The 14,583-nt window shown below is 61.7% G+C and carries 15 protein-coding genes and 1 pseudogene; all 16 read right to left on the bottom strand.

What is annotated here, in order from left to right:
• Nucleotides 1-72: 72 nt before the first annotated feature.
• The 16 genes and pseudogenes from ACZYVJ_RS24880 to ACZYVJ_RS24955 all read right to left on the bottom strand — a co-directional run bounded on the left by ACZYVJ_RS24880 (nt 73) and on the right by ACZYVJ_RS24955 (nt 14,583).
• Nucleotides 73-729 (bottom strand): O-methyltransferase, encoded by a 657-nt coding sequence (locus tag ACZYVJ_RS24880; protein ID WP_463833778.1) that lies wholly within the window; start codon nt 727-729, stop codon nt 73-75.
• A gap of 17 nt (nt 730-746) precedes the next feature.
• The gene (locus tag ACZYVJ_RS24885; RefSeq protein ID WP_463833779.1) at nt 747-1,796 is read right to left on the bottom strand and encodes a polysaccharide pyruvyl transferase family protein; all 1,050 of its coding nucleotides are present in this window, start codon (nt 1,794-1,796) and stop codon (nt 747-749) included.
• Between the two features lie 2 nt (nt 1,797-1,798).
• On the bottom strand, nt 1,799-2,863 hold the full coding sequence (locus ACZYVJ_RS24890; protein WP_463833780.1) for a glycosyltransferase: 1,065 nt from the start codon (nt 2,861-2,863) through the stop codon (nt 1,799-1,801).
• Nucleotides 2,864-3,189: 326 nt separating this feature from the next.
• Nucleotides 3,190-3,598, bottom strand: a pseudogene (locus tag ACZYVJ_RS24895) (glycosyltransferase); the annotation flags it as partial.
• A 64-nt stretch (nt 3,599-3,662) separates the two neighbouring features.
• On the bottom strand, nt 3,663-4,448 hold the full coding sequence (locus ACZYVJ_RS24900; RefSeq protein WP_463833781.1) for a cephalosporin hydroxylase family protein: 786 nt from the start codon (nt 4,446-4,448) through the stop codon (nt 3,663-3,665).
• A 2-nt stretch (nt 4,449-4,450) separates the two neighbouring features.
• Nucleotides 4,451-5,113 carry an acetyltransferase gene (locus ACZYVJ_RS24905; protein WP_463833782.1) on the bottom strand — a complete coding sequence of 221 codons (663 nt, stop codon included), beginning with the start codon at nt 5,111-5,113 and terminating at the stop codon, nt 4,451-4,453.
• Nucleotides 5,106-6,215: a DegT/DnrJ/EryC1/StrS family aminotransferase gene (locus ACZYVJ_RS24910; RefSeq protein ID WP_463833783.1), complete on the bottom strand. Its 1,110-nt coding sequence runs from the start codon at nt 6,213-6,215 to the stop codon at nt 5,106-5,108. The genes ACZYVJ_RS24905 and ACZYVJ_RS24910 overlap by 8 nt, the downstream gene beginning before the upstream one ends.
• A complete protein-coding gene (locus ACZYVJ_RS24915) occupies nt 6,212-7,435 on the bottom strand; it encodes a class I SAM-dependent methyltransferase (RefSeq protein ID WP_463833784.1) in 1,224 nt (407 codons plus the stop codon). Before ACZYVJ_RS24915 ends, ACZYVJ_RS24910 begins: the two co-directional genes overlap by 4 nt.
• Nucleotides 7,432-7,983: a dTDP-4-dehydrorhamnose 3,5-epimerase family protein gene (locus ACZYVJ_RS24920; protein ID WP_463833785.1), complete on the bottom strand. Its 552-nt coding sequence runs from the start codon at nt 7,981-7,983 to the stop codon at nt 7,432-7,434. Before ACZYVJ_RS24920 ends, ACZYVJ_RS24915 begins: the two co-directional genes overlap by 4 nt.
• Nucleotides 7,980-9,068, bottom strand: coding sequence for a CDP-glucose 4,6-dehydratase (gene rfbG / locus ACZYVJ_RS24925; protein WP_463833882.1), 1,089 nt, complete (start codon nt 9,066-9,068; stop codon nt 7,980-7,982). The genes ACZYVJ_RS24920 and rfbG overlap by 4 nt, the downstream gene beginning before the upstream one ends.
• Nucleotides 9,056-9,829 carry a glucose-1-phosphate cytidylyltransferase gene (gene rfbF / locus ACZYVJ_RS24930; RefSeq protein WP_463833786.1) on the bottom strand — a complete coding sequence of 258 codons (774 nt, stop codon included), beginning with the start codon at nt 9,827-9,829 and terminating at the stop codon, nt 9,056-9,058. Before rfbF ends, rfbG begins: the two co-directional genes overlap by 13 nt.
• Nucleotides 9,826-10,515: a hypothetical protein gene (locus tag ACZYVJ_RS24935; protein ID WP_463833787.1), complete on the bottom strand. Its 690-nt coding sequence runs from the start codon at nt 10,513-10,515 to the stop codon at nt 9,826-9,828. The genes rfbF and ACZYVJ_RS24935 overlap by 4 nt, the downstream gene beginning before the upstream one ends.
• A 635-nt stretch (nt 10,516-11,150) precedes the next feature.
• Nucleotides 11,151-12,032 (bottom strand): class I SAM-dependent methyltransferase, encoded by an 882-nt coding sequence (locus ACZYVJ_RS24940; protein ID WP_463833788.1) that lies wholly within the window; start codon nt 12,030-12,032, stop codon nt 11,151-11,153.
• A 75-nt stretch (nt 12,033-12,107) separates the two neighbouring features.
• Nucleotides 12,108-12,899 (bottom strand): ABC transporter permease, encoded by a 792-nt coding sequence (locus tag ACZYVJ_RS24945; RefSeq protein WP_463833789.1) that lies wholly within the window; start codon nt 12,897-12,899, stop codon nt 12,108-12,110.
• Nucleotides 12,896-13,639, bottom strand: a complete 744-nt coding sequence (locus ACZYVJ_RS24950; protein WP_463833790.1) for an ABC transporter permease — start codon at nt 13,637-13,639, stop codon at nt 12,896-12,898. The genes ACZYVJ_RS24945 and ACZYVJ_RS24950 overlap by 4 nt, the downstream gene beginning before the upstream one ends.
• Complete coding sequence (locus ACZYVJ_RS24955; protein ID WP_463833791.1) at nt 13,636-14,583, bottom strand: ATP-binding cassette domain-containing protein; 948 nt, start codon at nt 14,581-14,583, stop codon at nt 13,636-13,638. Before ACZYVJ_RS24955 ends, ACZYVJ_RS24950 begins: the two co-directional genes overlap by 4 nt.

Below are 14,583 nucleotides of genomic sequence, written 5' to 3' on the forward strand. Positions count from 1 at the left end.
GGTTCTATGGACTGGCAGTCAGGGGATCGCCATTGTGCGCGGGTTGGCTGGTCGGCCGGCAGGGGCCAGGGGCTAGCCCGCCAATTCGACAAGGCCCAGCCGTTTGGATACTTCGACCGCCCCCACTACGTCGGGATCGGCGCAGATGTTCCGCCAGGCCTCGCCCATTCCGCGGTTGAAGTCGATGTCGTCGAACAGCACCAAGCCACCCGGAGCCATCCGGGGCTTCAGGATCTGCCATTGCCGGGTCACGAAATCCCGGGTGTGGATCCCGTCCACCAAGGCCAGATCGATCGAGCTGGGGATGTCGCCGACGTGGTCTTCAAAGGCACCTCGCGTGAGGGTGTAGCGGTCGGTGACGGATTTAATGTTCCGCTCAGCGATGTCAGCCCAAGACGGGTTGATCTCGAACGAATACATCCAGCCCCGCCGAAGTTCCGAGGACAGGTACATCCCGGACACCCCGAACGCCGATCCGAACTCCACGACGATTTTCGGGTCGTGCCGGCCCACCAGGTAGGCGTACAGGTCCCCCTGCCACGACGCAGCCCGGACCTGTTTGGGCTTCCGGGTCGCGCCGGGCTGTCCATAGGCTTCGGCCAGGGGCAGGGCGCCGAGCTTGTCTGTTGCCTGTGCTGAAGATTCGATCTCGGTTTTGCGCGCCGCGGCCGGCAAGCGTCGGGGAAGGCCGGCGATGCGGCCGCCGCGTTTGATCCACCTCAGTTCCAACCCTTTTCGCAGCGGTATCACGACGTGAGCCCCAACTGGCGTGCCAGATCCGCGTATTCGCCCTCGAGGCGCTGTTTCAGGCGTGCGACGGCGGTGCGCTTCGTGCTGCGGATGTTTATCGAGTTCGCGATCGCGTCGAACACCCGGTCGACGACGGCAACACTGCTCACCTCGTCGGTGCGAATTAGTGACCGTTCATCATCGATCGCAAGCGCGAAGTCTCGGCATTTCGGTTGGTACTCAAGCGAAACGACGGGCGTATCCGAAAGCGAAGCCAGGACGCTCGCGTGCAGGCGGGTGACGATGGCGGCGGAACAGCGGGCCAGTTCCCGCGCCGCCGCGTCGGGGTTGGCCGGAAGCACCATCTCCGCTTCCGGAATGTCCCTCAGCGCCACTTCGGTCCAGCGTCTGTCTTCCGGATTCATCAGTATCCCGACGAAGCGGTAGCCGTGTGATGACAGTTGCTTGACGGCATCGGCTATCTCGTCTGCCAGCTGCCTCGGGTCGTGCCCCCAAAGGTCGTCGCCGAAGCCGAGATTCACTCCGATGAGGCCGTCTTCGGGAGTGACGTCGGGCCGGGGGAGCAGCAGCGCCGGGTCGCCGGATACCTCGACGTCCAACCCGATGTCGGCTAGGAGCTCGGCGCTGCGCGGCCCTCGCACGGACACGGTACGGAACTTGGAAAGTATGGGCGCCCAGCGTTTCAGCTCGCCTTTGCCCGAGCCGCTATTGCGTCCGCCGAATGCCGGATCTTCGACGCCGACACCGATCGCGTAGCTCCCGTTGTCTTTGGTGAGCGCCAACCCTCGGTTGACCAAGAGCCGCCACTGGCTCCTTCCGACCAGCGTGCCGCCACCCACGACCTGGCTGCTGTGCCGCAGCGATCGGTTCAAACCCAGTGCTGCCGTGACGGTTGCATAGATCAGCTGGTGTGGAAGCCGCGGGAGATCGACGAATGTTGCACCGCGCAGCTGGCCCCGAACCGCGTCGTAGATCGCGTCGTCGCCGAGGTTGCCCAGCCCGTGCCAGCCCAGGTAAGCGACGGTAGGGTCGCCCGTGACATTCATCGTCAGGCGCTCAGTCGCTCGTCGACTCGGCGTCCAGCACCGTCCTTCGGTTGCGCGGCGTTGCGAGTGAGCTTGCGCCGCAACCTCTTCACACGGCCGCCGAGCGTTTTGGTCCAGCGATTTTGCAGCGCGAGCGTCGCGATGCGCGGGTACTCGGCCGTGGTTTGCACCAGGAGTGCCTGACCCTCAGGATCGGGGACCTGTTTGGCGATGGCGCTGAGCACCCAGTTGGCGTTTTTGGCAACGATCGACTCGTGCAGAGGATCACCGGAGACGACATCGAGCATGGCGTCCAATGTCGCCGCATGCGCCGGACCCTGCGTGCGCCAGAAGGTTGCGGGATCGGTGATCGACTTGTACCACATGCCGCGCGGGTGGCGGCGGTACACGGCCATCGTCTCCGGCAGCATGGCGATATCGCCTTCGGCGGCATGACGGACGTGCAGGTACCAGTCTATGGGCATGACGTCGGCCGGGATGTCGTCGTAGCGGGGGAGGCGGCGGTACATCACCGAGTTGGTCTGGATGAAGTTCCGCGAGATCAAGGTCTCGAAGCTGAGGTCGCCGGCCCGAAAGGGTGGCGGAAACTTCGGGAGGAGGGTCTCTTCGAACTTGCGGTACAAGGTGTGTACGAGTTTCTCGTACTCGTCGCGGTCGTGGGTCCAGACCACCTGCACCGGGTGGAAACACACCGCCGTGTTGGGATCGGAGTCCAGTAATGCCACTTGTTTGTGCAGTTTCAACGGGTCGAGCCAGTAGTCGTCGCCCTCGCACAACGCGATGTACTCGCCACGCGCGGCGCACAGCGCGCCCGTCAGGTTCGCGTTGAGGCCGACGTTCTTGGACCGCAGGATCGGCCGGAACAGGTGCGGGTGGCGGTCGGCGTACTCCTGGATGATTCGGGGTGTTGCGTCTGTCGAGGCATCGTCGGCGACGATGACCTCCATCGGAAAGTCGGTCTGCTGGGCGAGGAAGCTGTCTAACGTTTCGCGGACGTAGGCCTGCTGATTGTGGGTGGTCGAGACGACGCTGACCTTGGGGGGAGTCGCTGTTGGCCTTGCAGTCACTGCGAGCCTCTCTTCTGGGCAGTTGCTCGGTCTGCGCGGTCGTCGGAAGTACTGGGCCCGACCAGCAGGGACGCAACTCGAGAGATCTCTTCAGCTAGTTGCCGACCCTAACAGCCCCCGGGCCACAAAAAGCACCGTTACTGACCCGTGCGTCAATAGTAGAGGTCGTGCGGATGATTCGCTTGTCGGACAACAGGCATCCGACAGGGTTTTGGGGAATCTGGTGCTCATACAGCAAACAAAGATGACCGTTCTCGAATGTCGTTGCCGCACGACCTCGTGCGTTGTCACCATCGATCACACGCCCCGGGCAACGGGCGAGCGCTTCAGGAAGGAAAATTCTCCAGTAAGTTGGTGGCGGTGCCGATGCTCTCTACGGGTTTGGTCATGCGCGCCGCGATTTCGCGGGCACGGGTCGCATATTGCGGAGCGAGGATCTCGCCCAGGTCAGCGACCAACGATTCCGGCGTGGTCTCCGAAAAGGGCCGAGCCAGACCAACTTTCAATTGTTGCCTGGCCGGCCCAGACCTCCCTTTTGATCGCTGAGCTCACGGTGGGAACTCCGGCACGCAGCCGCGCGGCCGTGATGCCCGCGCCGCCGTGGTGCACCGCAGTGCGGCAGGCGGGAAAGACCGCGGCGCAATTCACCGGGCCCACCACCTTGACGTGGTTGAACCGTGCGGCACCACTGAAGTCGGTTTCGCCGGAGCGCACCGGCGCCCGCTCGCCCAATTGCGTTAGCGATCGCGTTGAGCATATTGGCCGAGGATTCGACCGGTGCGATGGCGCTCCACGTCCCTCAGCGCATGCGGCGCAGAAACCCGTCGGGCGCCACGGTTATCTGCAACCTGTGCTGGATATCGCGGTCAATCTCGAACTCGGGGTGCGACTCGACAAACTCCCAGACCGCCGTCTTCGGGTTGTCGCCCGGGCCCCAGGGCCGGTTGGGGAACGAGTCGGCGCCCATGTCCTCCACGACCGTGTCGAACACCACGCAATAACTATCCGGTGTCACTAGAGATGCGTAGGCCGACAGTTCGGCGAGAACGTGTTCATGCGTATGGTTGCTGTCGAGGCAGACGAGAGTGGTCTCGTGGCCGCGCGCCGCATCATGAACGTGTTGAATCGTGCCGGGCTCGATGCTCGACCCTTCGATCATCGTGATGTACCGAGATAGCGGATGAGCCTCTATCGCTGCCCGATTATGGGGGCGTATCTCGATATCGACGCCAATGACCCGCCGCTTTGGTGTGCGGATGTCCAGAGGCGTGTCGTTGTTGATGGCGTCGCACATATCGAGCAGAGCAAGCATGGACGCGCTGAGGATCAGCGAACCCCCATGCGCGATTCCGGTTTCGACGATCAGAGTGGGCTTGATGTTCCAGATCAACTCTTGCAGACAGACGATGTCCTGTGGGTATTGAATGATCGGCCGGCCCAGCCACTCAAAGTTGTAGGAGTAGCGACTCTCTGCGCTTCGATTGAGCCATTCGGAGGATAAGCGCGCGAGCTCGTGATCTTGCGCGAGAGCTTGTACATTCTCGCTGACGATCCGGCGATGGTCTTTGTAAGCTTCGTCCGCCACGTTTATGCCTCCCAAGGTGCTTCGATCCGGATGACCCGAGCCGGATTCCCTACAACGACTGCGTAGTCGGGTACGTCTTTGGTAACCACGGCGCCGGCCCCGACTGTGGCAGACCGTCCGATCTTCACTCGCGGAAGCACCGTGGCATTCGTTCCCACCAGCGCGGCATCGCCGACAAGCACGAGGCCACACAGAGTGGCTGCCGGGGCCAAATGCACTCCGGAACCAACTTGGCACTCGTGGTCTATGGAGGCGTTATGGTTCACGATGCAACCCTCTCCGAGTACAGCATCCGCAGAAACCACCGCGCCGGGGAGGACCTGACATCCTCCGCCGATCTTGGCTGTGGCATCGACGCTTGCGCGGGGATCAACCAAAGGGGCGGCTCGCAAGCCTGAAGCGACCATCCGAGCCAAGATGTCGATCCGGTCGCGACCACGGCTTCCCCCAACAGCTACCAGTGCATGGACGTCATGAACGTCGCCACAGTCGGCTCGCCATCGCTCAAAGCCCGCGTCCCCGATATACAGCGGGATTCCGGGTAACGGCGTAGCGGCCGGATCGTTATCGAACGTCGCCAGCACCCGTCCACTCAGTCGTCCGATGATGCCCACCAGCACTTTGGCGTGCCCCGAACTGCCCCAGACGACGTAACTCTCATGCACCGCGAATATCCCGGATGACTTGGACGACTCGGCACTCCTCGTCCTGCGTGATGTCGTGGAAGCTGGGGATGTTGATTGCGCGATGAGGAATCTCGCCGGCCCATTTACCTCCCGGCGATCCCGCGAACGGGGGAATCACCGACAGCGGATGAAAGAAAACCCGGGCATCGATGTTCTCCGCCGCGAATGCCGCCGTGAGACGCTCCGACGTTATTCCGGTTGATTCGTCGAACACGATCGTCGGCATCCAGCATCCATTTTGTGTGCCCGGTGGCTCGGGGTTCATCGATATCCCCTCCACGCCGGCCAGCCCCTCGTTGTAAGCCTGGAAGATCTCGCGCTTTCGCGACGTCAATTCGTCGATGCGCTCCATCTGTCCAAAACCGATGGCTGCCTGGATGTTCGACATTTTGTATTTGAAGCCCACTACGTCCGGCCAGAACTGCTTGGTCTGACTCCGTGAGCGGCCATGGTTGCTTAAAGTGAGCACTCTTTCGTACAAGTCGTCGTCGTTGGTGACGAACATGCCGCCCTCGCCGGTGGTGACAGTCTTGGTGCCGTGAAAGGAGAACGTCCCAAATCGCCCCATCGAGCCGGCGCGCTTTCCGTGATAGATCGAACCGATGGCCTCTGCCGCGTCCTCGATTACCGGGATGCCGTGCTTCTCGCCTATCGCCAACAGATCGTCTATCTCACAGAGGTTGCCGTATAAGTGAACGGCGACAATGGCTTTGGTGCGCGGTGTGATGGCGGCTTCGGCTAATTCCGGGTTGATGCACCAACTTTCGGGCAGGATGTCGACGAAGACAGGCTTGGCGCCGAGGTGAACGATGGGCGCCGCCGTCGCGATCCAGTTGGTGTCGGCCATGATGACCTCGTCACTGGGACCTATTCCGAGCGCAGACATACCCATGTGCAGCGCTCCGGTGCAACTCGACGTTGCGATCGCGTGCTTGACGCCCAGGTGCTCCTTGAACGCACCCTCGAAGCGGCCGATGTATTCGTAGCAACGCTCGCCCCAGCCGTTGGCGGCAGCATCACCGGCGTAGCGCACCTCGAGGTCAGTAATCGAGGGCTTGGTGTAGGCGATGCGGGGCTTCACAGAACGCTCAATTCCGGCACGGCCGTCACGAAGCTCGCGCCTCCCTCGGCAATACCTTTCAACTGCGTCCGCACTTCTTGGGCGATGTTCCTGGGCAAGATCACCAAATAGTCTGGCGGATTTTCCCACAATGCGTCGGGTGGGCGGATCGGAATATGGCTTCCCGGCAGGAATTTCCCCTGCTTGGACTTGGCGGCATCACATACGTAGGGCAAGAGGTCTGGCCTGACACCTGCGTAGTTCAACAAGGTGTTTCCTTTCGCGGCGGCCCCGTATGCCGCCACCCGCCGGCCGGCGTGCTTCTGCTCGATCAGGAAGGCCAGCAGATCGTCTTTCACCCGGTCGGCGCGCTTCTGAAACTCCGTGTAGGTCTCCAGATGCGTCAGCCCGAACCCTTCCTCGCGCGCGAGCAATGCGTCGACGCGATCGGTAGTAGCGAAGGCCGCTTCAGTGTGGCAGCCATACACCCGCAGGCTGTTGCCGTGCGTCGGCAGTTCCTCGACGTCCCATACGCGCAAGCCGGCTTCGGCAAAGATACTCGCCACCGTGGTGAGCGACAGGTAAGAGAAATGCTCGTGGTAAATGGTGTCGAACTGGGTCTGTTCGATCAGCGGGACGAGGTGGGGAAATTCCAGTGTGACGGTACCCTCGGGCTTCAGCGCGGCAGCTAACCCGCGGGTGAAGTCGTTGATGTCGGGCACGTGGGCATACACGTTGTTGCCCGCTATCAGGTCCGCCGAGCGTCCTTCACCAGCCAGTTGACGCCCCAGGGCTTCGCCAAAGAATTCCCGCAAGACGGGAATTCCCAACGCCTCGGCGGCCGCGGCAGTGCTCGCTGTCGGTTCGATGCCGAGGCATGGAATACCTGCTGCTACAAAGTTTTTCAACAGGTAGCCATCGTTTGAAGCAACTTCGATGACAAAGCTGCCGGACCCGAGTTGCAATCGCTCGGTGATCATGTGCACATACCCGGCGGCGTGCTCGAGCCAACTGGTCGAAGTGCTGGAGAAATAGGCGTAGTCGGGGCTGAACAGTTCCTCGGCGCGAGCGTAGTCCTCGGTCTGCACCAACCAGCACCGGTGACACACCTTGACACGCAGCGGGTAGTGCACTTCCGGATTGCGCAGGTCGTCGACCTGCAGGTAGGCGTTGGAAGGGGGCGCGAAGCCCAGGTCCACGAAAGTGTGCTCAAGGGGTGTACCGCAGTGTCGGCACTTCATAATGCGGCTCCGGTGAAATCGGCATCCAAGAGCGGATGGGACAGGTCACGGGGTGACAGGTCCTGTGGCGGTAATGGCCAACCGATGGCGAGCCGGGGGTCGTCATAGCGTAGCCCGCCCTCGGATGGCGGGTGATAGAAGGCCGTGTGCAGGTACAGTAACTCGCTGTCGGGTTCCAAGACCTGAAAGCCGTGGGCGAATCCCTCTGGGATGACGTACATCTGCGCGTCGTCTTGCGCCAGTTCCTCGGCGTGCCACCGCAAGAACGTGGGGGATCCGGCCCGCAGGTCGACCGCCACGTCCCAGACCCGGCCGCGAAGGCAGCGGATCATCTTCATTTCTGCATGCGGCGGCCGTTGGAAATGCATGCCGCGCACGGCCCCGGCGTGGCTGGTTTTGGAGTGGTTGATCTGTGCGATCTGGCGGTGGCCCAATAGGGACTGCAGTTCCTGGGCGCAGAAGATGCGGGAAAACGTGCCGCGGGCATCCTGGTGGGGCGCGGACCGCACGACCTTCAGGTCAGTGATCGGGGTGTCGAGGATGTTCATGCCATCGCCCAAACCTGGCCTGAGTCGGCTGCATCGGCGAGGTAAGAGCCCAGTTGGTCCGCGCTCGACACAGCACCGGCTTCAATGAGCTCGCGATACCAGGTGGCCGTGTGCAAGAGGGTCTTGTCAAGATCCCACACGGGACGCCACCCGAGATGCATTCTCGCTTTGGCGCTGTCGAGATGCAGCAAGCCCGCCTCGTGTGGTTGGGGACTCGAAGTCACTTGCCATCGAAGCTGCGGCCACGTGCGAGCAAGGTGTGCGAGCACTTGCTCGACGGTACGGTTTCCGGCCTCGTCGGGGCCGAAGTTCCACGCATCGGCACATGTGGTGTCGCGCGCCAGGAGTCGCTGACCTAGCAGCAGATACCCGCTGAGAAGATCTAGCACATGCTGCCAGGGGCGTGTGGCGCGTGGCGAGCGAATGATCAGTTGCTCGCCGGCGGTGACCGAACGTGCCAGGTCGGGAACCAAGCGGTCCTCCGACCAGTCGCCACCGCCAATTACGTTGCCGCCCCGGGCGGTTGCGAGCAGCGGGGCCGATGGGTGTTGCAGCAACGCGGCCCGGTAGCTCGCGGCCACCAACTCGGTGGCGGCCTTGGACGCACTATACGGATCGTGGCCCCCCAGCCGGTCTGCTTCCCTGTAGGCCCAAGGCCATTCGCGATTGGCATAACACTTGTCGCTCGTGACCGCTACAACCGCATGCACCTCCGGCGTGTGACGGACGGCTTCGAGTACATGCACCGTGCCCATCACATTGGTGGACCACGTGGTGACCGGCTCACGGTAGGACCGACGAACCAACGGCTGGGCGGCCAGGTGGAAAACGATCTCCGGCTTTTCGGCGGCGAAGACCCTGCGGACTGCCGCTTCATCGCGAATGTCCACGCGGTGATCGTTTATGGCTAGTTTCAACAGATCCCAATGGCTGGGCTCGGTCGATGGGTCCAATGCGACGCCGGTGACCTCGGCGCCCAGCGCCTGCAGCCACATACACAACCAGCTGCCTTTGAATCCCGTATGGCCGGTGACCATGACCCGGCGTCCGCGATAAGCAGCCCCGAAACCGTTCAACACCAGCATTTCCACGGCGCTTTGCCGCTACTCCATAATTCTTCGAGCATGTTCTTATCTCGAAGCGTGTCCATGGGTTGCCAGAAGCCGGAATGCTCGAAGGCCATCATTTCGCCGTCGTCAGCGAGGCGAGTCAAGGGCGCACCTTCCCACGATGTCTGGTCGCCTTCAATGTAGTCGAGCGCCGCGGGCGAGAGCACGAAAAATCCGCCGTTGATGAGGCCGCCATCGCCCCGTGGCTTCTCGACAAAGCGCGTGACCCGTTCGCCCGCGCACTCGATGGCCCCGTAGCGTCCCGGCGGAAGCACCGCTGTAACCGTGGCGTGGCGCCCGTGTTGACGGTGGAATTCGATACTGGCGCCGATGTCCGCGTCGCTGAGCCCGTCACCGTAGGTGAAGCAAAAAGCGTCCTCGTCTTCGATGTAGCTCGCCACGCGCTTGAGGCGGCCGCCGGTCAGGGTGTCTTCGCCGGTATCCACCAAGGTCACCCGCCAGGGTTCTGCGTGGCGTGTGTGGACTTCCATCTTGTTAGCGGACATATCGAAGGTCACGTCCGACATATGCAGGAAATAGTTGGCGAAATATTCCTTGATGACGTAGCCCTTGTAGCCGCAGCACACGACGAAGTCATTGATGCCGTGGTGAGAATAGATCTTCATGATGTGCCACAGGATCGGCCGCCCGCCGATCTCCACCATCGGCTTGGGGCGGAGCGTTGTCTCCTCACTGAGGCGAGTACCCAGGCCACCGGCCAGTAATACGGCTTTCATGAGGTCCGCTTCTCCTTCCGAGGTTCTTCCTCCGATGCATTTCCGGGCCGATCTGTTAATCCATGGGAGTAGTTCGAATCGCCTTCTACTATGACAGTCATGTAGCCGAATATCTCGGCGGGAATGTTGTTCGAGTACTTGTCTTTCAAGTGGCGAAGAAGTAAGTAGGATCCCAGTCTCTCGGAGAGAAACCCAAGCGTTCTTATCTGATACCCTCCGTACGTTTTCAATCGGTAGCCATAGCGATGCAGAAATTCCCTCGCTACGCGCTCGATGTCAGACAAAGTGGTTGTCAACCACCACTTTGGGAAGATGCCAAATTCAGTGCCACCCGGGATGATATGTTTTGTCTCCAGAAAATCCGAAGCCGAAGCGGAATCTAGAACACCCATTTTAACCGCCAGGGAGGTGTAATCAAGAATATCTCTGCGGTAGTGAGATACCGCGTATTGCCCAATCATCGAAATCTCAGAGTACAACGGCTGTGCCACCAAAAACTCAAGGCCATTTAACGGCTCAAATACCGATAGCTCAGGCCTGTCTCCAAGGTCGCGGACGTTAGATTCCCTCATCGTCGGGTAAACTGGCGATTCTATCCCGACGGGGAATGGGAGGAGCCGTTTTCTGTATAAGGAAATCTCGATATGTTCGGCACGACTGGATATTCTCTCGATCGCGATCGGCAACACGTGTGTCCCTGCGGCGCCATACGCAAGAGGTCGGGCGTTATGCCAAAACTGATCAAGCCGGCTTACATGAAGTGGAGAGTCGGGCTGAAAGTCTCCTAGTGAGATGCAGTCGTCATACCAACTATCAGGCAGCAGAGGCTTTTCATGACTAATGCAGAACCTATGGATCATGGGTGTGAGTCAAGTCCTGGGCGATTGCTTGCTGGACACTTTGCACCGTTATTCTCCGCGGTGCGCGTTCGGAAATTCAGGCCAAATCCTTCGTCACAGGGGAGATGCTAGCCCATTCGCAGACCGTGGTCGGGGAAATCGGGGATCCGCAAGGAGTCTGGATTCCGGATACGCTCATGAGGATAGGGTGGTTGAGGACGTCTGGTGATGCTCCCGGTCGTCGTAAGGCCCGTCCCCCACGATTCGATCAACTAAAGGACGGGTATCACCAGCCGAAACCTGGACCTTGTCGACGACCTCAGCCCGGCTTGGCTGGTTCCTGTGCCGCGCACGGCTACCCGGATGAGGGACTGGGGCTAGGCCGCGCGCTACCGCAGCTTTCCGACGCGATCACCGAGTCCACAAGTGTTGCGTGGCAGACCTTCTTGCATTGGTTGACGGGGTAGCCGTGGTCTTATCGCTCAAGATCGGTAGATGCGTTCGGTGAGATTCCGATTAGCTCGGCGCACGACGACTACAGAATCGTAAACCTCGATGCTGCCCAGGATCGGCGTGACGGCCGGGACGGAAATTTCCCGGATGCGGTCTGGATGACCAATCCGAAAGCTAGTTTCGTTGGAGGTGACCTGATACTGGCTGTGCAGGGCATCGATTAAAGCTCTGACGAAGTCGATGAACGAAAGGCGGCTGTCGCGGTAGGCCATCTGATAGTCGCGATGGACATCTTCGACCATGTAAATTCCGCTGTTGCTCAAGGCATTTGCGAACAGGCAACGGAAGGAATCCACCATACGAGAGCTAGTATGACTCCCGTGGTCGAGAACGACGTCGAACGGGCCGAACTCTGCAGCTACTTCTCGCAGGAAGGAAAGGCTTTGGCCGGCACCGAAACGGACGTTAATGCCTTGCGAATCGGCGATTTTCAACAGCTTTGCGTTCATGTCGATACCTACGATCAGCGACTCGCGGTGCAAGTAGCCTCGCCACATCTCGAGCGAATCCTCGTAGAAGCTACCGATCTTCAACATCCGTAGTGGCTTTGTTCGGTCGACCATAGACTCGTAGATCGGCAAGTAGTGTACCGACTTATCCACCCTCGGCGTGCGGTCGAAAGCCTCGGCCATTTCGCCGCCAAGTTCCGTGTTCACTGCCGACCACACGGTCATCGAAGCCAGATCGGGACCTAATGCCCTGAGCATTCGGCGGCGGCCCAGATAGGGGTGGCGCCGACCGATGGTAGTAAACCTGAGAACTACCTTCGCCATGGCTAGGTATCGGTACATGTTGCTCAGGAGCGGCCTTCGCACAAAGAGCCGCCGCAACGTCGGCTCTGCAGGCTTCATCTCACGCCTTCCTGCCGAGATAGGCGGATTGGTCGTGCGTCCCAACCATGTCGGTATGAGTTGCCCGGATGTCTCTCACGCGTCGGCCTCGGCGGCTTTCCTGTAGCCGCGCACTGCGATCGGAATGGACACCACGAGCAGCACGGCCGCCCAGATGACAGTCATCGCCACAGGCCAGGCTATGGGGCCGCCGTAGGCCAGTGCCCGCATCGTCTCGATGGGAGGCGATAACGGTTGCATGCGGACAAGTGGCCGAACCCAGTGCGGGAATGTCCCGATCGGACTGGCGCCGGGATTGACGAACGCCAGCGAGAAAGTCACGCCCACTAGCCAATTCATCGCGGCGCGGCCCTTGGGGCGGATCGCAATTCCCATCACCACAGCGGTGAACCCGGTCACCACGATTGACGGGATCAGCAGGAAGACCAGTGCCGCGAGCCAGCCCTGGGTGAAGCGCAGCCCCATTGCCAGCCCGATGGCGGTGATCAGGACCGTGCCGATGAATGCGCGCACGACCTCGGCGAGGATCCAGCCCACGATCGCACTTGCCCGATGCATCGGCAGTACCCACATCCGGCTGAGCAGGCCGGACTGGCGGTCCATCGTCAGGGCCACCGAGTTACCCAGGGAGCCGAACAGCGCGGATATCACCGCGCACATGGGAACTATTCCGTAAACGCCGTCCACCCCGGTGAGCTTCTGCACCCGCTCGCCCAAGACCACTTCGTACGCAAGCAGTAGGCAGACGGGGAGCAGCAGCGACCCCATAAGCACTGCTTTGTCACGGCGCCACCGCAGAAGGAGTCGCCCGGCATGTACCCAGCTCTCGGTCAGTAGAGACCCCTGCGTCTCGAGCCGATGCGTCACTGGCCGCGCCTTTGCATCCGCACCGTGATCACACCGAAGACCAGCGCCAAGCCCAGACACCAGGCCAGGGTGGCCGCCAGATTACTGAGGATCAGGTGGCCGGTAGCCAAGCCGCGTAGGGTCTCGGCAAACTGGGATACCGGCTGGTTGCGGACGAACGGACGCAACCAGCCGGGGAATGTCTTCTCCGGGGCGAGACCGGTGGAGATCATGAACAGCAACAGCTGTGGGACGAACAGCAGGTGGGCGGCGCCCTGGACGCTCTTGGTGCCCGACCCCAGCGCGTCGGCGCCCAAGGCCACCGCCAGGCACAGCAATAGCGCGATCAGCACGAAAGCCACCCCGTAGGCCGGTCCACCGGTTAATCGAAAACCGAAGGCGTAACCGGTGATCAGTGCGACCACCAGGGAGAGCCCGGCGCGCATCAGAGTGGCCACCACTCGGGCGGTGACGGTCGCGACCGCGGCGACGGGCAGCGTCCGCATCCGCTCGCCGAACCCACACAGGTGGTCACGCGCCGCGCGGTCCGCGGTGAGCAGCCCGACAAAGATCATCGACTGGGCCACCACCGCGGGCAGCAGATACTGCGAATAACTGATGGGTCCGGTGTCGATCAGGCCGTGCAGCGCCACGCCGAAGCCCGCCAAATACGCCGCGGGGGAGACGATCTCGAAGATCATCTCGCCGTCGCGCGCCGCAGACATCAGCGAACGTTCGGTGAGCGCGGTCAGGGCGCTCATGACCGAGCGACGGTCCGTTCGGTGAGGTGCAGGAAAGCCTCGTCGAGCGAGGGCTTGCGCAGCGAAATATCGGCGAGTTCGAGTCCCAGCGCATCGACTCGCCGGAACACCTCGACCAGCGTCGCCACCCCGTCGGGTGCGAACACCGACACTGAATTCGTGTCGCCGTCGATATCAACGCCTTCGAGTCCGTTCAACGCCGCCGCTACCTGAGGCAGATCTGCGGGGTTGGTCGGGGTCACCTGGCAGTAGCTGGTGCCCACCGCACGCTTGAGCTCCTCGGCGGTGCCGCTGGCGATCACCTGGCCATGATCGATGACGACGATCGAATCGCTGAGCACGTCGGCCTCTTCCAGGTACTGCGTGGTGAGGAGCACGGTGATGCCCTGCACGGTCAGCGAACTCACCAGGGCCCACACGTCACGGCGGCTGCGTGGGTCCAGCCCGGTGGTCGGCTCGTCGAGGAAGAGCACCTGCGGCGAAACCACCAGGGCGCTGGCCAAATCGACGCGCCGGAACATGCCTCCGGAGTAGGTCGACAGCCGCCGGTCTGCGGCGGCGACGAGGTCGAACTGTTCGAGCAGTTCATCGGCGCGGGCCTTCGCGCGCTTGCGATTCAATCCGCGCAGCCTGCCGAACAGGACCAGGTTCTCCCGGCCGGTCAGCATGGGGTCCATCCCGGTGAACTGTCCGGCCATCCCGATGCTGGCACGTACCTCGGACGGCTGACGGATGATGTCATACCCGGCGACGCTGGCGCGCCCCGAGCTGGGGCGGATCAGCGTGGAAAGAATGTTGATCGTGGTGGTCTTGCCGGCTCCATTATGGCCGAGTACCCCGCACACCGTCCCGGCCGGAACGGAGAAGTCCACGCCATTCAACGCCAGCGTGTTTCGCCCGAATGTCTTTGTGAGGCCTACAACCTCGATCGCAAGTGGGCTCAC

It is taken from the genome of Mycobacterium sp. IDUB_3, from assembly GCF_055419585.1.